The sequence below is a fragment of the Enterobacter ludwigii genome, from assembly GCA_023023105.1.
In the GTDB taxonomy this organism is placed as follows: Bacteria; Pseudomonadota; Gammaproteobacteria; order Enterobacterales; family Enterobacteriaceae; genus Enterobacter; species Enterobacter adelaidei.
Map to the genome: position 1 here is coordinate 1,513,410 of CP083824.1, position 24,291 is coordinate 1,537,700.

18 protein-coding genes are annotated in these 24,291 nt (G+C 52.6%); 14 read left to right on the top strand and 4 right to left on the bottom strand.

The genetic code is table 11. The features are described from left to right. The first annotated feature begins 142 nt into the window (after positions 1-142). The 5 genes from dmsA to LCD46_07150 all read left to right on the top strand — a co-directional run bounded on the left by dmsA (position 143) and on the right by LCD46_07150 (position 6,149). Positions 143-2,587: a dimethylsulfoxide reductase subunit A gene (gene dmsA, locus LCD46_07130; protein UOY72081.1), complete on the top strand. Its 2,445-nt coding sequence runs from the start codon at positions 143-145 to the stop codon at positions 2,585-2,587. A 10-nt stretch (positions 2,588-2,597) separates the two neighbouring features. Then, positions 2,598-3,215, top strand: a complete 618-nt coding sequence (gene dmsB, locus LCD46_07135; GenBank protein UOY72082.1) for a dimethylsulfoxide reductase subunit B — start codon at positions 2,598-2,600, stop codon at positions 3,213-3,215. A gap of 1 nt (position 3,216) precedes the next feature. Next, on the top strand, positions 3,217-4,080 hold the full coding sequence (locus LCD46_07140; GenBank protein ID UOY72083.1) for a dimethyl sulfoxide reductase anchor subunit: 864 nt from the start codon (positions 3,217-3,219) through the stop codon (positions 4,078-4,080). 275 nt (positions 4,081-4,355) lie between these two features. Continuing rightward, a complete protein-coding gene (locus LCD46_07145; GenBank protein ID UOY72084.1) occupies positions 4,356-5,504 on the top strand; it encodes an MFS transporter in 1,149 nt (382 codons plus the stop codon). 123 nt (positions 5,505-5,627) lie between these two features. Further along, on the top strand, positions 5,628-6,149 hold the full coding sequence (locus LCD46_07150; protein UOY72085.1) for an RcnB family protein: 522 nt from the start codon (positions 5,628-5,630) through the stop codon (positions 6,147-6,149). A gap of 35 nt (positions 6,150-6,184) precedes the next feature. Here the strand turns inward: LCD46_07150 and pflA are convergent, their stop codons facing one another. The 4 genes from pflA to LCD46_07170 form a co-directional block, all read right to left on the bottom strand. Then, positions 6,185-6,925 (bottom strand): pyruvate formate lyase 1-activating protein, encoded by a 741-nt coding sequence (gene pflA, locus LCD46_07155; protein ID UOY72086.1) that lies wholly within the window; start codon positions 6,923-6,925, stop codon positions 6,185-6,187. 203 nt (positions 6,926-7,128) lie between these two features. Next, positions 7,129-9,411 (bottom strand): formate C-acetyltransferase, encoded by a 2,283-nt coding sequence (gene pflB, locus LCD46_07160; GenBank protein UOY72087.1) that lies wholly within the window; start codon positions 9,409-9,411, stop codon positions 7,129-7,131. 51 nt (positions 9,412-9,462) lie between these two features. Continuing rightward, the gene (focA, locus tag LCD46_07165; protein UOY72088.1) at positions 9,463-10,320 is read right to left on the bottom strand and encodes a formate transporter FocA; all 858 of its coding nucleotides are present in this window, start codon (positions 10,318-10,320) and stop codon (positions 9,463-9,465) included. A 406-nt stretch (positions 10,321-10,726) separates the two neighbouring features. Further along, entirely contained in the window at positions 10,727-12,487 is a 1,761-nt protein-coding gene (locus LCD46_07170; protein UOY72089.1) for a YcaO-like family protein, read from the bottom strand. Between the two features lie 126 nt (positions 12,488-12,613). Between LCD46_07170 and LCD46_07175 the strand changes: the two genes are divergently transcribed. From LCD46_07175 to lpxK, 9 genes are all read left to right on the top strand, one after another. Further along, positions 12,614-13,306: a DUF421 domain-containing protein gene (locus LCD46_07175; GenBank protein UOY72090.1), complete on the top strand. Its 693-nt coding sequence runs from the start codon at positions 12,614-12,616 to the stop codon at positions 13,304-13,306. Positions 13,307-13,468: 162 nt separating this feature from the next. Further along, positions 13,469-14,557, top strand: coding sequence for a 3-phosphoserine/phosphohydroxythreonine transaminase (gene serC / locus LCD46_07180; protein UOY72091.1), 1,089 nt, complete (start codon positions 13,469-13,471; stop codon positions 14,555-14,557). A gap of 69 nt (positions 14,558-14,626) precedes the next feature. Then, positions 14,627-15,910 carry a 3-phosphoshikimate 1-carboxyvinyltransferase gene (aroA, locus tag LCD46_07185; protein ID UOY72092.1) on the top strand — a complete coding sequence of 428 codons (1,284 nt, stop codon included), beginning with the start codon at positions 14,627-14,629 and terminating at the stop codon, positions 15,908-15,910. Between the two features lie 185 nt (positions 15,911-16,095). Then, positions 16,096-16,779 (top strand): (d)CMP kinase, encoded by a 684-nt coding sequence (gene cmk, locus LCD46_07190; GenBank protein UOY72093.1) that lies wholly within the window; start codon positions 16,096-16,098, stop codon positions 16,777-16,779. Between the two features lie 111 nt (positions 16,780-16,890). Then, complete coding sequence (gene rpsA / locus LCD46_07195) at positions 16,891-18,564, top strand: 30S ribosomal protein S1 (GenBank protein ID UOY72094.1); 1,674 nt, start codon at positions 16,891-16,893, stop codon at positions 18,562-18,564. A 170-nt stretch (positions 18,565-18,734) separates the two neighbouring features. Next, positions 18,735-19,022 carry an integration host factor subunit beta gene (gene ihfB, locus LCD46_07200; protein UOY72095.1) on the top strand — a complete coding sequence of 96 codons (288 nt, stop codon included), beginning with the start codon at positions 18,735-18,737 and terminating at the stop codon, positions 19,020-19,022. A gap of 215 nt (positions 19,023-19,237) precedes the next feature. Next, a complete protein-coding gene (locus LCD46_07205) occupies positions 19,238-21,502 on the top strand; it encodes a ComEC family protein (GenBank protein UOY72096.1) in 2,265 nt (754 codons plus the stop codon). Between the two features lie 36 nt (positions 21,503-21,538). Then, entirely contained in the window at positions 21,539-23,287 is a 1,749-nt protein-coding gene (gene msbA, locus LCD46_07210) for a lipid A ABC transporter ATP-binding protein/permease MsbA (GenBank protein UOY72097.1), read from the top strand. Then, on the top strand, positions 23,284-24,261 hold the full coding sequence (gene lpxK, locus LCD46_07215; GenBank protein UOY72098.1) for a tetraacyldisaccharide 4'-kinase: 978 nt from the start codon (positions 23,284-23,286) through the stop codon (positions 24,259-24,261). The genes msbA and lpxK overlap by 4 nt, the downstream gene beginning before the upstream one ends. Positions 24,262-24,291 lie beyond the last annotated feature (30 nt).

A 24,291-nucleotide genomic window follows, 5' to 3' on the forward strand; every position in this document is an offset into this window, starting at 1 on the left:
TACCCCCTCCCTCTAAAGTAGTAATACTCCTCCGAATGAAAGTTAGCATAAATGACTGATAACGAAGAGTTTCGTTATATATAAAACTATATAGCGGTATGTGCCGCCTCTCTTTTCTTTGTGAGCAACCAAGTGAGTCTCTATGAAAATCAACGCGCCTGAAGCATTAATGGCAGCTGAGGTCACTCGCCGTGGGTTGATGAAAACCACGGCAATAGGCGGCCTGGCTATGGCCAGTAGCGCCCTCACGCTTCCTTTTACCCGGCTGGCGTCGGCGGCAGATGCATTGTCCCCGGCGACAGCTCCGGAAAAAGTGGTGTGGAGCGCCTGTACCGTAAACTGTGGTAGTCGTTGTCCACTGCGTATGCATGTGGTGGATGGCGAAATTAAATATGTTGAAACCGACAATACCGGGGACGATAACTACGAAGGATTACATCAGGTACGCGCTTGTCTGCGTGGCCGTTCCATGCGTCGTCGTGTGTATAATCCGGACCGTCTGAAGTACCCAATGAAGCGCGTTGGTAAGCGTGGGGAAGGGAAGTTCGAGCGCATTAGCTGGGATGAAGCCTACGATATCATCGCCACCAACATGCAGCGTTTGATCAACGAGTATGGCAACGAATCCATCTACCTGAACTACGGTACCGGGACGCTCGGCGGCACCATGACCCGTTCCTGGCCACCGGGTAAAACACTGGTGGCGCGCCTGATGAACTGCTGCGGCGGTTATCTTAATCACTATGGTGACTACTCCTCTGCTCAGATCGCTGCTGGCCTGAACTACACCTACGGTGGCTGGGCGGACGGCAACAGTCCGTCCGATATCGAAAACAGCAAGCTGGTTGTGCTGTTCGGTAACAACCCGGGTGAAACCCGCATGAGCGGTGGCGGGGTGACATATTACCTCGAACAGGCTCGCGCTAAGTCCAATGCCCGCATGATCATCATCGATCCGCGCTATACCGATACCGGTGCCGGGCGAGAAGATGAGTGGATCCCAATCCGTCCAGGTACCGATGCGGCGCTGGTCTCAGCGCTGGCGTGGGTGATGATCACCGAAAACCTCGTCGATCAGCCTTTCCTGGATAAATACTGCGTCGGTTACGACGAGAAAACCCTGCCAGCCAGCGCGCCGGCAAACGGGCATTACAAAGCGTACATTCTTGGCCAGGGCAGCGATGGCGTGGCGAAAACGCCAGAGTGGGCGTCCACGATCACCGGTATTCCGGTCGAACGCATCGTCCAGCTGGCGCGTGAGATTGGCTCAGCCAAACCGGCCTATATCAGCCAGGGCTGGGGCCCGCAACGTCATGCAAACGGTGAAATCGCGACCCGCGCCATTTCTATGCTCTCCATCCTGACCGGCAACGTCGGTATTCATGGCGGCAATACCGGTGCGCGTGAAGGCTCGTATGAAGTGCCGTTCGAACGTATGCCGACACTGGATAACCCGGTTCAGACCAGCATCTCGATGTTTATGTGGACCGATGCGATCGAACGTGGTCCGGAAATGACCGCTTTGCGCGACGGTGTGCGCGGCAAGGACAAGCTGGATGTGCCGATCAAGATGATCTGGAACTATGCCGGCAACTGTCTGATCAACCAGCATTCTGAAATTAACCGTACCCACGAAATCCTGCAGGATGACAAGAAGTGCGAGATGATTGTGGTCATCGACTGCCACATGACCTCCTCGGCAAAATATGCCGATATCCTGCTGCCGGACTGTACTGCATCTGAGCAGATGGATTTTGCGCTGGACGCCTCCTGCGGCAACATGTCCTATGTGATCTTCACCGATCAGGCCATCAAACCTCGCTTTGAGTGCAAAACCATCTATGAGATGACCTCTGATCTGGCGAAACGTCTTGGCGTTGAGCAGCAGTTTACTGAGGGGCGTACTCAGGAAGGGTGGATGCGTCATCTGCATGAACTTTCCCGTAAAACGATCCCTGACCTGCCAGATTTCGACACCTTCCGTAAGCAAGGGATGTACAAACAGCGCGATCCGGAAGGGCACCACGTGGCGTACAAAACGTTCCGTGAAGACCCGCAGGCGAACCCGCTAACCACACCGTCGGGTAAAATCGAAATCTACTCCGAAGAGCTGGCAAAAATTGCCTCAACCTGGGAGTTGCCGGAAGGGGACGTTATCGATCCGCTGCCGATCTACACACCGGGCTTTGAAAACTATAACGATCCGCTGACGGCGAAATTCCCGCTGCAGTTGACCGGTTTCCACTACAAAGCGCGAGTTCACTCCACGTACGGTAACGTCGACGTACTGAAAGCCGCCTGCCGTCAGGAGATGTGGATCAACCCGATGGATGCCAAAGCGCGTGGCATCAACAATGGCGATCGCGTACGCATTTTCAACGGGCGTGGTGAGGTACATATCGAAGCCAAGGTTACACCGCGCATGATGCCTGGCGTTGTCGCGCTGGGGGAAGGGGCCTGGTATAACCCGGATGCCAACCGCATCGACCAGGCAGGCAGTATTAACGTACTGACTACACAGCGCCCATCGCCACTGGCGAAAGGTAACCCATCTCACACAAACCTTGTTCAGGTTGAAAAGGTTTAAGGAGTAACCGATGACAACCCAGTATGGATTTTTTATTGATTCCAGCCGTTGCACCGGGTGCAAAACTTGCGAGCTGGCCTGTAAAGATTACAAAGATCTGACCCCGGACGTCAGCTTCCGCCGAATCTACGAATACGCCGGGGGTGACTGGCAGGAAGATAACGGCGTCTGGCATCAAAACGTGTTCGCCTACTACCTGTCGATTGCCTGCAACCACTGTGAAGATCCGGCCTGTACTAAGGTCTGTCCGAGTGGGGCGATGCACAAGCGCGATGACGGTTTTGTCGTCGTGGATGAAGATGTCTGCATCGGCTGTCGCTACTGCCACATGGCCTGCCCGTATGGTGCGCCGCAGTACAATGCCGCTAAAGGTCATATGACCAAGTGCGACGGCTGCCACTCACGCGTGGCGGATGGCAAAAAACCGATTTGCGTCGAGTCCTGTCCGCTGCGCGCGCTGGACTTTGGCCCAATTGAAGAGCTGCGTAAAAAACACGGTCAGCTTGCGGCGGTAGCGCCACTACCGTCAGCGCACTTCACGAAGCCGAGTATTGTGATTAAACCTAACGCCAACAGCCGTCCGACAGGTGACACCACCGGCTACCTGGCAAATCCGAAGGAGGTGTGAGATGGGAAGTGGATGGCATGAATGGCCGCTGATGATCTTCACGGTCTTTGGGCAATGTGTTGCCGGTGGGTTTATCGTGCTCGCCCTGGCGCTGTTAAAAGGCAACCTCAGTGCTGAACAGCAGCAGCGTCTCGTGTTGAGTATGTTTGGTCTGTGGGTACTGATGGGAATTGGCTTTATTGCCTCAACGCTGCATCTGGGCTCACCGATGCGTGCGTTTAACTCCCTGAACCGCGTGGGGGCCTCATCACTCAGTAATGAGATTGCCAGCGGGGCGATTTTCTTCGCCGTCGGTGGTCTGGGATGGCTGCTGGCAGCGCTGAAAAAATTGCCTGCGGGTCTACGCAGCCTGTGGCTGATCGTGACCATGGTGCTGGGCGTGGTATTCGTATGGATGATGGTGCGCGTGTACAACACCATTGATACCGTTCCCACCTGGTACAGCGTCTGGACGCCGATGAGTTTCTTCCTGACGATGTTTATCGGTGGTCCGCTGTTGGGCTACCTGCTGCTGCGCGTAGCGGGCGTAGATGGGTGGGCAATGCGTTTGCTCCCCGCTGTTTCGCTGCTGGCGCTGGTGGTGAGTGCAATGGTTGCCCTGATGCAGGGAACCGAACTGGCAACCATTCACAGCTCGATTCAGCAGGCCTCTGCCCTGGTGCCGGACTACGGTTCACTGATGGCCTGGCGCATCGTTCTGCTGGTCGCGGCGTTGGTATTCTGGATCGCTCCTCAGCTTAAAGGATATCAGCCCGCGCTGCCGCTGCTGTCGCTGGCTTTTGTGCTGGTACTGGCGGGTGAACTGATTGGCCGTGGTGTGTTCTACGGATTGCATATGACCGTGGGTATGGCTATTGCCAGTTAACGTTGCATTTAGTTATATCAAGCCGGGCCTGAGTGCCCGGCTTTTTCTTTTTTCGATCATGAAATTTTTCGACTGTCGTTTTGTTTTAATTTCGTTCATTAATAAATAAAAACAGATACATAATTAATATCTATAGCAGGCGTTGCATTAGCAGGATAAGTTTTTTAAATCGACAGGGAACATATTGTGCGTGATGGCGAAATCAGCGGATTGACTTTGTTTTTGCCAGTGGCATGATGCGCACGAAATCTGAACTTCCTCACGGTTTTTAACCCATGACCACCTATACCCGGCCAGTGCTTCTGTTGCTCTGTGGCCTACTTCTGTTGACCCTGGCGATCGCAGTGTTAAATACGCTCGTCCCGCTGTGGCTCGCCCATGAAAACTTACCGACCTGGCAGGTGGGTATGGTCAGCTCGTCCTTTTTTACCGGCAACCTGTTGGGGACGCTGGTCACCGGGAGCCTGATTAAGCGCTTTGGCTTTAATCGCAGCTATTATCTGGCTTCGCTGATTTTCGCCGCCGGATGTGCCGGTTTAGGCCTTATGGTCGGCTTCTGGAGCTGGATGGCATGGCGTTTTATCGCTGGCGTAGGCTGCGCGATGATTTGGGTGGTGGTTGAAAGTGCGCTGATGTGCAGCGGTACGTCGCGCAACCGCGGACGCCTGCTGGCAGCCTATATGATGGTTTACTACGTGGGCACCGTGCTGGGTCAACTGATGGTCAGCAAACTGCCAACCGACCTGATGAGCGTTCTGCCGTGGGTAACGGGTATGGTGCTTGCCGCGATCCTGCCGCTGCTCTTTACGCGCATTGTGAACCAGAACAGCGAACACCAGGAAGCAACCCACGTCTGGCCGATGCTGAGACTCCGTCAGGCGCGGCTGGGCGTTAACGGCTGCATTATCTCGGGGATTGTACTGGGCTCACTCTATGGCCTGATGCCGCTCTATCTAAATCATCAGGGCGTCAGCGATTCCGGAATTGGCTTCTGGATGGCGGTTATGGTGAGTGCAGGGATCGTCGGGCAGTGGCCGATTGGCCGTCTGGCGGACCGTTTCGGTCGTCTGCTGGTACTGCGCGTTCAGGTCTTCGTGGTGATCCTGGGATGTCTAGCCATGCTCAGCAACGCCGCGATGGCGCCTGCGCTGTTTATTCTCGGGGCCGCTGGCTTTACGCTCTATCCGGTCGCGATGGCCTGGGCCTGTGAGAAAGTAGAACATCACCAGCTGGTGGCAATGAACCAGGCGCTGTTACTGAGCTATACCATCGGCAGTTTATTAGGGCCGACGTTTACCGCGATGTTGATGCAGAATTACTCTGATAATTTATTGTTTATCATGATCGCCAGCGTATCGTTTATTTATCTCTTAATGCTGCTGCGCAAAGCGGGCGAACACCCAACGCCTGTGGCTCATGCCTGATTAATTAAAAGCCTGTCGATGACAGGCTTTTTTGTCCCTGTCACAACTAAGAGTTTTACTTATTGTTTGTTTATTGCGTCAGACGATAATTCATGTGAGTTCTACCACTATAAGGCATCAATCATGTCTATTCGTCGTTTTGCCACTACCGCACTTGCCGTAGTGTTGTCTTTAACGTTTGCAACGGCTCCGGTCATGGCTAATCCTGGAAACGGGAATGGCAATGGTCACGGAAACGGCGGCGGACAGGGTAACAGCGGCAGTCATGGTAATGGAAATTCTGGTAACCATGGCAATAAGCAAAATAACGGTCAGGATAACCCTGGAAAATCGGATAAGAGCGTTAAGAGCAGTAAAGATGTCGGTAACGATGTCGACGCTCGCGTGAGTTTCGATCATGCCCGCCATCTGGCGCTGAATTATGGCCTAACGGGCTATAAGTCTCTGCCTCCGGGTATCGCGAAAAACCTGGCGCGCGGTAAGCCGTTGCCTCCGGGCATTGCGAAGAAAACCGTGCCGGCCTCTATGCTGGGCCAGCTTCCTTCCTATCCTGGCTATGAATGGCGGGTAGTGGGTGACGATCTGGTCTTAATTGCGCTGAGTACAGCCATTGTGACGTCCGTGATTAACGGCGTCTTTAAATAGAATATAAAAAAACCCGGTTTTCACCGGGCTTTTCTTTAATACATCACCTTATGGCCGTACTGCTCAAGAATGCCTTTGACGCGTTCCATCGTCTCTTTCTTCGGCGGCTTCACGCCATCGAGTTTGTACTCTTCGCCCATTGCCACCCATTTGTGTTTACCCAGCTCGTGATAAGGCAGAAGCTCGATTTTCTCGACGTTGCCCATGTCGCGGGTAAATTCCCCGAGACGATGCGCGGAGTCGTCATCATCTGACCAGCCAGGCACAACCACGTAGCGGATCCAGGTTTTGATGCCTTTATCGGCAATGTATTTGGCAAATTCCAGCGTCCGGTGGTTTGAGACACCAACGAGGTTCTGGTGGATCTCATCGTTCATCTGTTTGAGATCGAGCATCACCAGATCGGTCACTTCGAGCAGCTCGTCGATAACCGGATCGTAGCGGCGTACAAAGCCGTTGGTATCGAGACAGGTATGAATACCTTCCTTGCGGCAGGCACGGAACCAGTCGCGTACAAACTCAGCCTGAAGAATGGCTTCACCGCCGGATGCGGTTACACCACCGCCAGACGCGTTCATAAAGTGACGGTAGGTCACCACCTCTTTCATTAAATCTTCAACGGTCACTTCTTTGCCGCCGTGTGTATCCCAGGTGTCACGGTTATGGCAGTACAGGCAGCGCATCAGGCAGCCCTGGAAAAAGGTGATAAAGCGGATACCTGGGCCATCGACAGTGCCACAGGATTCAAAGGAGTGAATGCGACCAATAATTGACATTGCGGTGATATCTCCAGCATCGGCCCGTCCGGGGCCTGTGTATGCACAGCTCAAAACCGGCTGTGTTAAGTCTGTTTTGGCTGTTATCCATTAAGTATAGATAGCGGACAAAAGAGACTGAGGTGGAGAGGGTGCTAAAAAGGCCCCACTTGCGTGGAGCCTTTATTGTACGCTTTTTAACGCGTGATTTCAGTCAATTCCACTTACATGGACTGAGTGAAAGTACGGGTGATAACGTCCTGCTGCTGTTCTTTAGTCAGGGAGTTAAAACGTACTGCGTAGCCGGATACGCGGATGGTCAGCTGAGGATATTTCTCAGGGTGTTCCATCGCGTCGAGCAGCATTTCACGGTTCATTACGTTCACGTTCAGGTGCTGACCACCTTCGATGGACGCTTCGTGGTGGAAGTAACCATCCATCAGACCCGCGAGGTTAGTTTTACGCACTTCGTCGTCTTTACCCAGCGCATTTGGAACGATAGAGAAGGTGTAAGAGATACCATCTTTAGCGTAAGCAAACGGCAGTTTAGCAACGGAAGTCAGAGAGGCAACAGCACCTTTCTGGTCACGACCGTGCATTGGGTTAGCACCTGGGCCGAATGGCGCGCCAGCACGACGTCCGTCTGGGGTATTACCGGTTTTCTTACCATACACAACGTTAGAGGTGATGGTCAGAACAGACTGAGTCGGGATAGCGTTACGGTAAGTAGTCAGTTTCTGAATTTTCTTCATGAAACGTTCTACCAGGTCAACCGCCATGTCATCAACGCGAGAATCGTTGTTACCAAACTGCGGGTATTCGCCTTCGATTTCGAAGTCTACAGCCAGGCCGTCTTCGTCACGAATTGGTTTAACTTTCGCATATTTGATTGCAGACAGGGAGTCAGCCGCAACGGACAGACCTGCGATACCACACGCCATGGTGCGGATAACGTCACGGTCGTGCAGCGCCATCAGAGAGGCTTCGTAGCTGTACTTGTCGTGCATGTAGTGGATAACGTTCAGTGCAGTGACGTACTGTTTAGCCAGCCAGTCCATGAAGTGATCCATGCGGTCCATCACTTCGTCGAAGTTCAGAACGTCGCCTTTGATTGGCTCAGACTTAGGACCAACCTGCATTTTCAGTTTTTCATCAACGCCGCCGTTGATTGCGTACAGCATGGTTTTCGCCAGGTTTGCACGCGCACCGAAGAACTGCATTTGTTTACCAACAACCATTGGGCTTACGCAGCAAGCGATAGCGTAATCGTCGTTGTTGAAGTCCGGACGCATCAGGTCATCGTTCTCGTACTGCAGAGAAGAGGTGTCGATAGACACTTTAGCGGCGAATTTCTTGAAGTTCAGAGGCAGTTTTTCAGACCACAGAACAGTAATGTTCGGCTCCGGAGAAGGACCCATGGTGTACAGGGTGTTCAGGAAGCGGAAGCTGTTTTTGGTTACCAGAGTACGGCCATCAACGCCCATACCACCGATAGATTCAGTTGCCCAGATTGGGTCACCGGAGAACAGCTCATCGTATTCTGGGGTACGCAGGAAGCGAACCATACGCAGTTTCATGACCAGGTGGTCAATCATTTCCTGAGCGTCTTGCTCGGTGATTTTGCCTGCTTTGATGTCGCGTTCGATGTAAGCATCCAGGAAGGTGGATACACGACCGAAGGACATCGCTGCACCGTTCTGAGACTTAACCGCGGCCAGGTAGCCGAAGTAAGTCCACTGGATAGCTTCCTGAGCGTTGGTCGCAGGACCAGAGATATCGCAGCCATATTTAGCTGCCATTTCTTTGATCTGACCCAGCGCGCGGTGCTGTTCAGCAATTTCTTCACGCAGACGGATAGTCGCTTCCAGGTTTACGCCGTTTTCCAGGTCAGACTGCAGGGAAACGAACTGTGCGTACTTGTCTTTCATCAGGAAGTCGATACCGTACAGCGCAACGCGACGGTAATCACCGATGATACGGCCACGGCCATACGCATCTGGCAGACCGGTCAGAACGCCAGATTTACGGCAGTTCAGAATGTCTTTGGTGTAAACATCGAATACGCCCTGGTTGTGGGTTTTACGGTATTCGGTGAAGATTTTTTTCAGCATTGGGTCCAGCTCGCGGTTATACGCTTTGCAGGAACCTTCAACCATTTTAATACCACCGAACGGGATGATTGCACGTTTCAGTGGTGCTTCAGTCTGCAGACCAACGATTTTCTCAAGGGCTTTGTTGATATAGCCAGCATCGTGAGAAGTGATGGTGGAAGCAACGGAGGTGTCGAAATCAACTGGCGCGTGAGTGCGGTTTTCCAGTTTAACGCCTTCCATTACGCTGTCCCACAGCTTGGTGGTCGCGTCAGTTGCGCCAGCCAGGAAGGATTCGTCACCTTCATACGGGGTATAGTTTTTCTGAATGAAGTCACGTACGTTTACTTCATTCTGCCAGTCACCTTTCGCAAAACCTTCCCAGGCTGTGGCTAACTTTTCATTAAGCTCGGACATGTAACACCTACCTTCTTAAGTGGATTTTTTATTTACTGCCTGAGAAAACCATCAATGATGATCGTCGCCACGCAGGTAAATGACCCAGTATGTCAACCCAACTAACAGACCCCCACCGATAATGTTCCCGATAGTGACAGGGATCAGGTTATCAGTAATGAAATTCATAATAGTCAGGTGAGAGAAACTTTCCGGGGATGAACCAACTGCGGTCCAGAACTCCGGGCTTGCAAAGTCGCGGATGACAATGCCCATTGGGATCATGAACATATTCGCGATACTGTGCTCAAAGCCGCTGGCAACAAACATCGCAACTGGCAGAACCATTATTAAGGCTTTGTCCATCAGGCTGCGACCCGAATAGCTCATCCATACAGCCAGGCAGACCATCAGGTTAGCGAGGATGCCAAGAGCAACGGCTTCGATAAATGTGTGGTGCATTTTGTGGTCGGCAGTTTGCAGGACGTTGAGCCCCCAGCCACCGTTGGCGGTCATGTACTCGCCAGAAAGCCACATCAACAAAACAAAGAGCAGACAGCCAACCAGGTTACCCACGTAGACGTTAAGCCAGTTACGCGCCAGCTGACCCCAAGTAATTCTTCCGCTGGCTTTCGCTACGACAATCAGCACCGTTGAGGTGAAGAGGTCGGCACCGCAGATAACGCAAAGAATCAGACCCAGTGAGAAGCAAATACCGCCAATCAGTTTGGCCATGCCGAAAGGCATTCCAGCAGTACCGGTGGTGGCAGTGATGTAGAAGACGAAAGCGATAGAGATGAACACACCAGCCGTGATCGCCAGATAGAACGTCTTCATCGGGTGTTTCGTTGCTTTATAGACACCCGCTTCTTCGGCAACTTTGGCCATCGCAGCAGGGAGTAAAAGATCAAAAGGGTTGTCAGCTTTCACACTAACTCTCTCTTTATTAAGTCGGCGACGAGATACTAACAAAGCATTATAGAAGAGAAATTGATATAGATCATATCTCGCCTGGCTTATAGGCCCGCAGTGTGTATGGTTTTACAACAAATGCGGAGTAAGTATTTGATTATCCGTATAAAAATAAATTTTAAAAGTTATGAAAAGAGTTGAATTTTTTCGTTCGGCCACCTCTAAAACAGTTAATTAATATGGAGTATTTACCATAAAAAGTAACAGTAAAGCCCGGGTTAATATTATTATATTTACCCATGTTTAACTTTATTATTACAATCAACAATCATTGCCGAAGAAAATAAAAAACGGGGCAATGAAATTGCCCCGTAATATAGCCCAGACGATTGAATACGCCTACTGCTGCTAATGTTATGTGCGCTTATTTTGACCAGTAAGCGGCTTTTGCTTTCTGCAGTTTTTCATAGGCGTTCAGCAGCGACTGGTGCGCCGGGAAGGCTTTCAGATCGCTGTCAACAGCCTGCAGGCCATAGAACGGCGCTTCGCCACTCAGGGCCGCACTGGCCGCTTCTACCGCCTCAGCACCGTACATCCGTACGAAGGCATTCAGATATTGCAGCGGCTCGCGATCTTCTTCCTGTGCAAGCAACAACAGCGTTTGCAGGCAGCGGTAATAGTTGGTGCGCTCGGCAGAGAAGACCGACTGGTTGAATTCCATGGTCCACTCGGTCCAGGCCAGGGCCTGATCCAAATCGCCACCCGCCAGGGCCAGCATGGCTTTCAGCTCACCGATGCGCAGGGTATACCAGCCGTTGTCTTTACCGGTAGCCAGACCCAGGAGTTCGCGTACGCGGGTGAAGTCATCGTGACCTTCTTCGTCCAGTTGGGCGATCAGGTTCAGATAATCTTCTTTCTCCCATTCGCTGCCCGGCAGAGCCAGCAGCGTCTCGCGCAGATGCGCGCCCATGCTGTTATTCGCCAGCCACAGATCTTCAGCCGGGTAGATGTCGGACATACCTGGCACCAGAATACGGCAGGCGTAGACGCCAAGGTGTTCGTAGTCGGCAATATAGACTTCCTGATCTTCCGCGTCGAAGATCGCCATCAGCGTGGCGAACTCTTCTTCAGTGGTACCGGCAAAGCTCCAGTCCACGAACGGATAATCCGCGTCTTGTTTAAACATATCCCAGGAGATCAAACCGCTGGAGTCGATGAAGTGGGTTTCGAGGTTGGTATGCTCGGCCACTTCTTCATCGTCAAACGTTGGCGGGGTGAACACGTCGAGATCTTTCAGACTACGGCCCTGCAGCAGTTCGGTGACGGTACGTTCTAGCGCCACGCCGAAGTCAGGGTGCGCGCCGAAGGAGGCGAAACAGGTGCCGTTGGTCGGGTTAAACAGCACGACGCAGATAACCGGGTATTTACCGCCCAGCGAGCCGTCATACGCAAAGATTGGGAAACCTTCTGCTTCCAGTTTGGCGATGGATTCCACCACACCCGGGTAGCGCGCCAGCACGTCTGCCGGAATTTCAGGCAGGCTGATAGATTCGGCAATAATGCGGTTTTTGATGTGACGTTCGAAGACTTCGGAAAGACCCTGCACGCGCGCTTCATTGCGAGTGTTACCGGCGGACATACCGTTGGAGACATACAGGTTGCCGACGATGTTCATCGGAATATAGACGGTTTGCTCATCTGACTGACGGGTAAACGGCAGGGCACAGATCCCGCGCTCGTCGTTACCGGACTGCAGATCGATCAGCATGCTGGCAGTCAGTTCGTTTTCCGGATCGTAGAAGGCACGCAGGCGGGCGTCGAGAATACCTTCCGGCAGTTCGTCACCTTCGGTCAGTGGGAACCATTTTTCGTTTGGATAGTGAACAAACGGGCCGTTAGCGATGGTTTCGCCCAGCCAGAAGTCAGCGAAGAAATAGTTGGTGGACAGACGCTCAAAATACTCACCCAGCGCAGAGGCCAGTGCCGCTTTTTTTGTCGCACCTTTACCGTTGGTAAAGCACAGGGCACAGTCTTTATCGCGAATATGCACGGACCAGACATGAGGCACCGGATTGAGCCAGGAGGCTTCTTCGATGTTAAAGCCCAGGTCGGTCAGTTTCTGCTGGAAGCGAGCGATGGAATCTTCCAGGGCGGCGTCTTTGCCGGGGATAAATGTTTGAGTCATGGCGTTCACTTTTATCGTACGTAAAGCGCGCAATGATACGGGTTTTGCGTGACAGGTGCTATCTTCGGCGAAAATAAATGCCTGAGCTATGCTTATAGCCAGTAACCTACTGTAAGGCATAGAAAAATGAAAGCTTTCGATCTCCATCGGATGGCGTTTGATAAAGTCCCTCCTGAGTTTTTAGGCGAAGTCGCTCTGCGCAGTCTGTATACCTTCGTCCTGGTCTTTCTGTTTCTCAAGATTACGGGCCGTCGTGGTGTCCGGCAGATGTCGCTCTTTGAGGTATTGATTATCCTGACGCTGGGATCAGCGGCGGGTGACGTTGCCTTCTATGATGATGTGCCGATGGTGCCGGTGTTTATTGTCTTTGTCTCACTGGCGCTTATTTACCGTCTTGTCATGTGGCTGATGTCGAAAAGCGAAAAGCTGGAAGACCTGCTTGAAGGGAAGCCGGTTGTTATCGTCGAGGACGGCCAGCTGGCCTGGGAAAATGTAAAAAGTGCCAATATGACCGAGTTTGAATTCTTTATGGAGCTACGCCTGAATAGCGTGGAACAGCTCGGGCAGGTACGTCTGGCAATAATGGAAACCAACGGGCAGATCAGCGTTTATTACTATTCTGACGAGGACGTCAAGCCCGGTCTCTGTATTTTACCGGACATGCTGATCGAACGTTTCAGAACGGTTCCTGAAGCTGGCGACTATGCTTGCATACGATGCAGCCACGTGGTTGCGATGCAGCCGGGCGATCGTCAATTATGCCCCCGCTGCGCAAATCCGGAATGGTCGAAGGTTAGCCGGGCCAAACGGCTTACCTGACAGCCATTTTGTCGGTTTTGTCCTGGCGAGGCGGTAGATTGTTTTGTGTGACGCGGGACACATTTCGCCGGCCATAAGTTTTAGACATTGCGGCGCGTGTCACTGAATGATAAAACCGATATCCACAGTTATAACTTATGGCTTTTAGCGTGGTGAGGGGAAATGGCTCAAGTCTTTAATTTCAGTTCAGGTCCGGCAATGTTACCGGCAGACGTGCTTAAACAGGCCCAACAGGAACTTTGTGACTGGAACGGTCTCGGTACGTCGGTGATGGAAATCAGCCACCGGGGTAAAGAGTTTATTCAGGTGGCGGAAGAGGCAGAAAAGGATTTTCGCGATCTGCTGAATATTCCCTCGAACTACAAAGTATTGTTCTGTCACGGCGGCGGACGCGGTCAGTTTGCAGGTGTACCGCTGAATATCCTCGGTAACAAAACGACGGCTGACTATGTTGACGCGGGTTACTGGGCGGCAAGTGCCGTTAAAGAAGCGCATAAATACTGCACGCCAAATGTTATCGACGCCAAAGTGACTGTTGACGGTCTGCGCGCTGTTAAGCCAATGAGCGAGTGGCAGCTTTCTGATAACGCAGCGTATCTGCACTACTGCCCGAACGAAACCATTGACGGGATTGCCATCGACGAGACGCCAAACTTCGGCAGCGATGTCGTGGTTGCCGCGGATTTCTCCTCCACCATTTTGTCTGCACCGATTGATGTCAGCCGCTACGGTGTTATCTATGCGGGCGCGCAGAAAAATATCGGTCCGGCCGGTTTGACTATCGTCGTCGTGCGTGAAGACCTACTGGGGAAAGCGCATAAATCGTGCCCGTCGATTCTCGATTACACCGTGCTGAACGATAACGATTCTATGTTCAACACCCCACCTACGTTTGCGTGGTACCTCTCCGGTCTGGTGTTCAAATGGCTGAAGCAAAACGGCGGTGTGGCGCAGATGGACAAGGTTAACCAGCAGAAAGCTGAACTGCTGTATGGCGTCATCGACAAGAGCGATTTCTACCGTAACGATGTCGCGAAAACCAATCGTTCCCGCATGAACGTGCCGTTCCAGCTGGCTGACAGCAACCTGGATAAAGTCTTCCTGGAAGAGTCCTTCGCGGCCGGCCTGCATGCGCTGAAGGGACACCGTGTTGTTGGTGGTATGCGTGCCTCCATCTATAACGCGATGCCGCTGGAAGGCGTTAAAGCTCTAACCGATTTCATGATCGACTTCGAACGTCGCCACGGTTAATTACGCTGTTTTCACCCCCGTAGCCCTGCTGCGGGGTTTTTATTATGTTGATTTGAGAGTTAAGTTTTCATGGAATCCCTGACGTTACAACCTATCGCGCGGGTAGATGGCACCATTAATCTGCCTGGTTCAAAAAGTGTCTCGAACCGCGCTCTGCTGCTGGCAGCTCTGGCAAACGGCACCACTGTCCTCACAAATCTGCTGGATAGCGATGACGTACGCCACATGCTCAATGCGCTGAAAGCGTTGGGAGTTCAATACACGTTGTCTGACGACCGCACGCGTTGTGAAGTGACTGGCAACGGCGGTGCACTGCGCTCTGGTGAAGAGCTGGAGCTGTTTCTGGGGAACGCCGGTACCGCAATGCGTCCGCTGGCGGCAGCCCTGTGTCTGGGCAGCAACAATATTGTGCTGACCGGCGAGCCGCGCATGAAAGAGCGCCCGATTGGTCATCTGGTGGATGCGCTGCGTCAGGGCGGCGCGCAGATTGAGTATCTGGAGCAGGAAAACTACCCACCGCTGCGTCTGCGCGGAGGTTTTACCGGCGGAAGCGTTGAGGTTGACGGCAGCGTCTCCAGCCAGTTCCTGACGGCACTGCTGATGACTGCACCGCTGGCACCGCAGGACACGGTTATCACCATTAAGGGCGATCTGGTTTCCAAACCGTATATTGATATCACTCTGCACCTGATGAAAACCTTCGGTGTTGAGGTGGAGAACCAGTCTTATCAGCGCTTCGTGGTGCGTGGAGCACAGCAATATCAATCCCCGGGTAGCTACCTTGTTGAAGGTGATGCTTCCTCTGCATCCTATTTCCTGGCCGCTGGAGCAATTAAAGGCGGCACCGTAAAAGTGACCGGTATTGGCCGAAACAGCGTGCAGGGCGATATCCGTTTTGCGGACGTGCTGGAAAAAATGGGCGCTATTGTCACCTGGGGCGAGGACTTCATCTCCTGTACCCACGGCGAGCTGAACGCCATCGACATGGACATGAACCATATCCCGGATGCGGCGATGACCATTGCCACGGCGGCGCTGTTTGCCAAAGGAACCACCACGCTGCGTAACATCTACAACTGGCGCGTAAAAGAGACGGACCGCCTGTTCGCAATGGCGACAGAGTTGCGAAAAGTCGGTGCCGAGGTGGAAGAGGGCGAAGACTATATTCGCGTGACCCCTCCGGCAAAACTGCAGTTTGCGGAAATCGGAACCTACAACGATCACCGTATGGCGATGTGCTTCTCGCTGGTGGCGCTGTCAGATACGCCTGTCACCATTCTTGACCCGAAATGTACCGCGAAAACCTTCCCGGACTACTTTGAGCAACTGGCGCGCATTAGCACGCTGGCCTGATAACGTTTTGCCGCATCATCTGATGCGGCATTTCCTTACGTTTCCTGACGAACACTTCCGTTCATTTCTTCTACACTCTGCTTCAATCATTCCGTAATTTGCACGCAAAGGTAACAGTTGCGCACGTTGGCGCGTATAATGCGCGGCGTTCATGTAAACGGTATGCCTTATTTAAGGAGAAAAAGATGACGGCAGTTGCCCCGGTAATCACCATTGATGGGCCGAGTGGTGCAGGGAAAGGTACTCTGTGCAAAGCGATGGCGGAAGCATTGCAATGGCATCTTTTAGATTCGGGAGCAATCTATCGCGTGCTGGCTCTGGCAGCGCTGCATCACCATGTGGATGTTGCGTCTGAAGAAGCGCTGGTACCGCTGGCTGCGCATCTTGATGTACGTTTTATTTCGACCGATGGCAACCTGGAAGTCATCCTGGAAGGGGAAGACGTAAGTGGCGAAATTCGTACTCAGGAAGTCGCGAATGCGGCCTCTCAGGTTGCAGCATTTCCGCGCGTTCGCGAGGCGTTGTTGCGCCGTCAGCGCGCTTTCCGTGAAGCCCCGGGTCTGATCGCCGACGGACGCGATATGGGAACCGTGGTATTCCCTGATGCACCCGTGAAAATTTTCCTTGACGCCTCTTCTGAAGAACGCGCTCAACGCCGCATGCTTCAGTTGCAGGAGAAGGGGTTTAGTGTTAACTTTGATCGCCTTTTATCCGAGATAAAAGAGCGTGATGACCGCGATCGTAACCGCGCCGTCGCCCCACTTGTTCCTGCAGAAGATGCATTAGTTCTGGATTCAACCAGTTTAACTATTGAGCAAGTGATTGAAAAAGCGCTACAATATGCGCGCCAAAAACTGGCACTCGCGTAATCGCGACCGATTTAGCAGTACCCCCGCTGCAATGGATTGACGGCGGGTATGTGAAACAACCCCATCCGGCACGGAGCCAGGTGGACGTTAATATTAACCTGAAGATTAAACATGACTGAATCTTTTGCTCAACTGTTTGAAGAATCCTTAAAAGAAATCGAAACCCGTCCGGGTTCCATCGTTCGCGGTGTTGTTGTTGCTATCGACAAAGACGTAGTACTGGTTGACGCCGGTCTGAAATCTGAGTCCGCCATTCCGGCAGAGCAGTTCAAAAACGCCCAGGGCGAGCTGGAAATCCAGGTTGGTGACGAAGTTGACGTTGCTCTGGACGCAGTAGAAGACGGCTTCGGTGAAACCCTGCTCTCTCGTGAGAAAGCTAAACGTCACGAAGCATGGATCACGCTGGAAAAAGCTTACGAAGAAGCTGAAACTGTGGTCGGTGTTATCAACGGCAAAGTTAAAGGCGGCTTCACTGTTGAGCTGAATGGTATTCGTGCGTTCCTGCCAGGTTCTCTGGTAGACGTTCGTCCAGTCCGTGACACCCTGCACCTGGAAGGCAAAGAGCTTGAGTTCAAAGTAATCAAGCTGGACCAGAAGCGTAACAACGTTGTTGTTTCCCGTCGTGCTGTTATCGAGTCCGAAAACAGCGCAGAACGCGATCAGCTGCTGGAAAACCTGCAGGAAGGCATGGAAGTCAAAGGTATCGTTAAGAACCTCACTGACTACGGCGCATTCGTTGACCTGGGCGGCGTTGATGGCCTGCTGCACATCACCGACATGGCGTGGAAACGCGTTAAGCACCCAAGCGAAATCGTGAACGTGGGCGACGAAATCACTGTTAAAGTGCTGAAGTTCGACCGCGAGCGTACTCGTGTATCCCTCGGCCTGAAACAGCTGGGCGAAGATCCATGGGTAGCTATCGCTAAGCGTTACCCAGAAGGTACTAAACTGACTGGTCGTGTTACTAACCTGACTGACTACGGCTGCTTCGTTGAAATCGAAGAAGGCGTTGAAGGTCTGGTGCACGTTTCCGAAATGGACTGGACCAACAAAAACATCCACCCATCCAAAGTTGTTAACGTTGGTGATGTAGTGGAAGTGATGGTTCTGGATATCGACGAAGAACGTCGTCGTATCTCCCTGGGCCTGAAACAGTGCAAAAACAACCCATGGCAGCAGTTCGCGGAAACCCACAACAAGGGTGACCGTGTTGAAGGTAAAATCAAGTCTATCACTGACTTCGGTATCTTCATCGGCCTGGACGGCGGCATCGATGGCCTGGTTCACCTGTCTGACATCTCCTGGAACGTTGCAGGCGAAGAAGCAGTTCGTGAATACAAAAAAGGCGACGAAATCGCTGCAGTTGTTCTGCAGGTTGACGCAGAGCGTGAGCGTATCTCCCTGGGCGTTAAACAGCTCGCAGAAGATCCGTTCAACAACTGGGTTGCACTGAACAAGAAAGGCGCAATCGTAAACGGTAAAGTGACTGCAGTTGACGCTAAAGGCGCAACCGTAGAACTGGCTGACGGCGTTGAAGGTTACCTGCGCGCTTCTGAAGCTTCCCGTGACCGCGTTGAAGATGCCACTCTGGTTCTGAACGTAGGCGACGACGTTGAAGCTAAGTTCACCGGTGTTGACCGTAAGAACCGTGCAATCAGCCTGTCTGTTCGTGCTAAAGACGAAGCTGATGAGAAAGATGCAATCGCAACTGTTAACAAACAGGAAGATGCAAACTTCTCTAACAACGCAATGGCTGAAGCTTTCAAAGCAGCTAAAGGCGAGTAATATCAAGTTCTCAGCATCATTTGAGCTGTAACGCATTTACAGCGTGAAGGATGAGGAGCAAACTTGACAGATTGCAGGATTCGTCCTGTAATCAATAACAAAGGGCGGCTACGGCCGCCCTTGTTTAATGAGCTGTTCAGCTAATTGGTTTGAAAGGAACCGGAGGAATCATGACCAAGTCAGAATTGATTGAAAGACTTGCCAGTCAGCAACCGCATATCCCTGCCAAGGCAGTGGAAGATGCCGTAAAAGAGATGCTGGAGCATATGGCCTCCACTCTTGCCCAGGGCGAGCGCATTGAAATCCGCGGTTTCGGTAGTTTTTCTCTGCACTATCGTGCTCCACGCACCGGGCGTAACCCGAAAACGGGTGATAAAGTCGAGCTGGAAGGTAAGTACGTTCCACACTTTAAGCCGGGTAAAGAACTGCGCGACCGCGCCAATATTTACGGTAACTGAGTTTAGCCATCGGGTTAAACTGGGTTCGAAAGAAAGCACCTGCGGGTGCTTTTTTTGTCTTTATCGTTTCAATTCTGAAGAAACCGCGCATTTTTCATTTCGCTTTCTGCAAACCAATAAAATCAATACAGCGCTTGCTGTAAAACGCATTTTTCTCAACTGACGGCTCACCCTGCCTGCCTGCATACTGCCTTTCCTGAGACAGGGAGGTAGTCATGAGAATTCCCGCTATTAGCGTCTGTGCCATTCTGGCGATAACTCCGTTACTCTGGTTACCTGAACTGCCACCACGCTATTTCGTGTGGATAATGATTGTTGGCGGAATAGGGCTGGCCGCGCAGCGGCGCGTACGACTGAAATATGTGGGGATCGGTTTATTATTTTGCGTATGGGGAATTCTTTCCGCTCAAGAGAGCGTCTGGCCAATGCAACATTTAACGTCAGATGCTGTACATGCTGAGGTAGAGATCACCGCCACTGATGGTTCAACAATGCATCAGGGAAAGATTATCAGCGTCGATGGCCAACGCGGGTGGACATCGGCTGGCGTAACATTGTATGGCAATGCACTGCCGCAAAAGGTTTGTGCCGGCCAGCGCTGGGCCATGACGCTCAGACTTAGGCCTGTACATGGAGAATTAAATGACGGGGGCTACGATCTTCAGCGAAGCTCGTTTGCCCAACATCAAACACTGAGTGGGCGCTTCACCCATGCGGAACTCGTCGATGGACGCTGTAGCCTGCGTGCTCAATACCTGATGTCACTGCAAAACCGGCTTTCTTCTTATCAATGGGGGGCTGTTATCCTTGGATTGGGGATGGGAGAACGTCTGGACGTACCCCAGGAAATAAAAGACCTGATGCGGGAAACCGGCACACTCCATCTGATGGCAATTTCAGGACTGCATATCGCGATGGCAGCATCCATCGCCTGGCTACTCGCACGTGGGTTCCAGTTTTTATTACCCTGCCACTGGATCCGCTGGCAGATGCCTCTGCTGGCTGGGGTGGTTTTTGCTGCCTTCTATGCCTGGCTTACTGGTCTGCAACCCCCGGCATTGCGAACGGTTACCGCCATTACTATGCTGGCGGCGTTGCGGATCGCCGCCCGTCAATGGTCCCCCTGGGAGATCTGGTTTTGCTGTGTTGCGGCAATCCTGCTAATCGATCCATTAGCTGTGCTTTCACAGAGTCTGCTTTTGTCAGCCTTTGCGGTTACCGCACTGATTTTCTGGTTTCAGTGGTTGCCTCTTCCTCACGGACACAGGGCTCACTGGATGCGGCCACTACTGAATCTGCTTTATCTTCAGATAGGAATGCTGCTGTTGCTCATGCCTTTGCAGGTCCTGATTTTCCATGGCTTCAGCATCTCTTCCCTGGTTGCGAATCTCTTTGCCGTTCCCCTGGTGACATTGGTCTCTGTCCCGCTGATCCTGCTCGGTATGCTGCTTCATCTGCTTCCACTGACGGCCCTGGAAAGTACCATCTGGTTTGCAGCCGAAAAGTCTCTGGCGGTATTGTTCTGGCTGCTGATGCGCCTGCCTTATGGCTGGCAAAATGTGGATCAACGCTGGCAGTTCCTCACATTACTCCCCTGGCTTATCATTGTTGGCTGGCGGTTTCGTGCCTGGAACAGTGTTCCTGCCGTTTGCCTGGCTGGAAGTGTCATACTCACATTTCCCCTCTGGCGAACGGCAAAAAGCGATAGCTGGACGTTACATATGCTGGATGTGGGGCAGGGCCTGGCAATGGTTATTGAAAGACAGGGAAAAGCGATTCTCTATGATACCGGGCTCGCCTGGCCAGGTGGCGATAGTGCGCAGCGGTTAATTATTCCGTGGCTCCGCTGGCATCACCTGCGACCAGAAGGCGTAATTCTCAGTCACGAGCATCTTGACCATGCGGGAGGGCTGATATCGCTGCAAAAAACATGGCCTGATTTGTGGATAAGAAGTCCATTACGCCGGGCGGGACATCATCCCTGTTTTCGTGGGCAGAGATGGATTTGGCAGGGGTTGACCTTCGCCGTCCATTGGCCACCTGAAAATTATCCTGCTCAAGGAAACAACCACTCCTGTGTGGTAAAAATTGACGACGGCGAGCAGAGTGTTCTGCTGACAGGGGACATTGAAGCGCAAGCGGAACAGGCAATGCTCAGCCATTACTGGCGTAATGTGACGTCTACACTCATACAGGTACCTCATCATGGCAGTAAGACGTCTTCTTCATTGCCACTGGTTCAACGGGTAGAAGGGCAAATTGCCCTGGATTCGGCGGCACGCTATAACGCATGGCGATTTCCGTCGGCGAAAGTGGTTCGACGTTATCGAAAAGAGGGATATATCTGGCACGATACCCCCCATTCTGGACAAATATCGGTGACATTTTCGCAACATCGCTGGCAAATCCTGCGCTTGCGAGAGCAATTTTTACCACGTTGGTATCATCAGTGGTTTGGCGCGCCCGTAGATAACGGGTAGAATATGCGGCTATTTCAACAAATGCTGGTTTTTTGAATGCATAACGACAAAGATCTCTCCACGTGGCAAACCTTCCGCCGACTCTGGCCGATGATTGCGCCCTTTAAACCAGGCTTGATCGTGGCGGGTGTAGCGTTAATCCTCAACGCAGCCAGCGATACTTTTATGCTATCGCTTCTCAAACCGTTACTGGACGACGGTTTTGGTAAAACGGATCGCTCAGTGTTGCTATGGATGCCTCTGGTGGTTATCGGACTGATGATCTTACGCGGCATCACCAGCTATATCTCCAGCTACTGTATTTCCTGGGTATCGGGAAAAGTGGTTATGACTATGCGTCGCCGCCTGTTCAGTCACATGATGGGCATGCCGGTCTCGTTCTTTGACAAGCAGTCGACCGGGACGCTGCTGTCCCGCATTACCTACGACTCAGAACAGGTTGCTTCCTCGTCATCAAGTGCACTGATTACCGTTGTGCGTGAGGGCGCGTCGATTATCGGCCTGTTCGCGATGATGTTCTATTACAGCTGGCAGCTGTCGATCATCCTTATCGTTCTGGCACCGGTGGTTTCTATTGCGATTCGCGTCGTCTCAAAACGTTTCCGCAATATCAGTAAGAATATGCAGAACACCATGGGGCAGGTGACGACCAGTGCAGAACAGATGCTGAAAGGACATAAAGAGGTGTTGATTTTCGGCGGTCAGGAAGTCGAAACCCACCGCTTTGACAAAGTCAGCAACAAAATGCGCCTGCAGGGGATGAAAATGGTTTCGGCCTCTTCAATCTCTGACCCTGTTATTCAGCTGATTGCCTCTCTGGCACTGGCATTCGTCCTGTATGCGGCAAGTTTCCCTAGCGTGATGGAGACGCTGACGGCGGGTACTATCACCGTGGTCTTCTCCTCGATGATTGCTCTGATGCGTCCACTGAAATCGCTGACAAACGTCAATGCCCAGTTCCAGCGTGGGATGGCTGCTTGTCAGACTCTCTTCAGCATTCTGGATTCCGAGCAGGAGAAAGATGAAGGTACACGCGTGATTGAGCGCGCCCGTGGCGATGTCGAATTCCGCAATGTCACTTTCGCCTATCCTGGCCGTGAAACTCCGGCCCTGCGCAACATCAACCTGACCATTCCGGCGGGGAAAACCGTTGCACTGGTTGGTCGTTCCGGTTCAGGTAAATCGACCATTGCCAGCCTGATCACCCGTTTCTACGATATTAACGAAGGTGAGATTCTGTTGGATGGCCATGACCTGCGAGAGTACACCCTGCAGTCGCTGCGTAACCAGGTTGCGCTGGTCTCACAGAACGTGCATCTGTTCAACGATACTGTTGCAAACAACATTGCTTATGCACGCACTGATGAATACAGCCGCGAGCAGATTGAAAACGCCGCGCGTATGGCGTACGCAATGGACTTTATCAACAAGATGGATAACGGACTGGATACCATAATCGGTGAGAACGGGGTGCTACTCTCCGGTGGGCAGCGTCAACGTATCGCCATTGCGCGTGCGCTGCTGCGCGATAGCCCAATTCTGATCCTTGATGAAGCGACCTCGGCGCTGGATACGGAATCGGAACGCGCGATTCAGTCAGCCCTGGATGAACTGCAAAAGAACCGTACATCGCTGGTGATTGCACACCGTCTGTCGACTATCGAGCAGGCTGATGAAATCGTGGTGGTTGAAGATGGCGTCATTGTTGAACGCGGAAGCCATACTGATTTGCTGGAGCACCGTGGTGTTTACGCCCAGCTTCATAAGATGCAGTTTGGCGCATGATTGCACGCATCTGGTCCGGTGAATCGCCGCTGTGGCTACTGCTTCTGCCGTTCTCCTGGCTTTATGGCCTGGTGAGCGGTGTCATTCGTCTTCTTTATCGTCTGGGGCTCAAACGCGCATGGCGCGCGCCGGTTCCGGTAGTGGTTGTCGGTAACCTCACCGCGGGTGGCAACGGTAAAACACCGGTCGTTATCTGGCTGGTGGAACAGTTGCAAAAACGCGGTATACGCCCCGGCGTAGTGTCGCGCGGGTATGGCGGCAAGGCAACGCATTACCCACTGCTGCTGACGGATGAAACATCGACTGCTGAAGCGGGTGATGAACCGGTTTTAATTTACCAGCGTACCGGCACTCCGGTTGCGGTTTCTCCTGTGCGCAGCGACGCCGTACAGGCACTGCTTGCAGAACATGCGGTACAAATCATCATCACTGATGATGGTATGCAGCATTATGCTCTGGCGCGTGACAAAGAGATTGTGGTTATTGATGGCGTTCGTCGTTTTGGCAATGGCTGGTGGCTGCCGGCCGGGCCGATGCGCGAACGCGCTTCACGTCTGAAATCCGTAGATGCGGTCATTGTGAATGGTGGTGTGGCAAAAGCGGGTGAAATCCCTATGCATCTCCATCCTGGTCTGGCGGTGAATTTGCAGACCGGGGAACGCCGGGAAGTTGCACAACTTCCCGCCCTGGTGGCGATGGCCGGTATTGGCCATCCTCCACGTTTCTTCACGACGCTGGAACAGTGTGGCGCACAGCTTGAAAAATGTGTGCCGCTGGCGGACCACCAGGCGCTGGTGGAAGAGCAGGTCGATGCCCTGACTATGCCGGGACAGACGCTGATCATGACCGAAAAAGATGCGGTGAAATGCCGTGCCTTTGCAAAAGAAAACTGGTGGTACCTGCCGGTTGACGCTGAACTCAGCGGCGAGCAGCCGGAACAATTACTCAAGGAACTGATCGCGTTGGTGAAGTGAAGGCTTACGCGGTTCTGGTGGCGCTTTGAC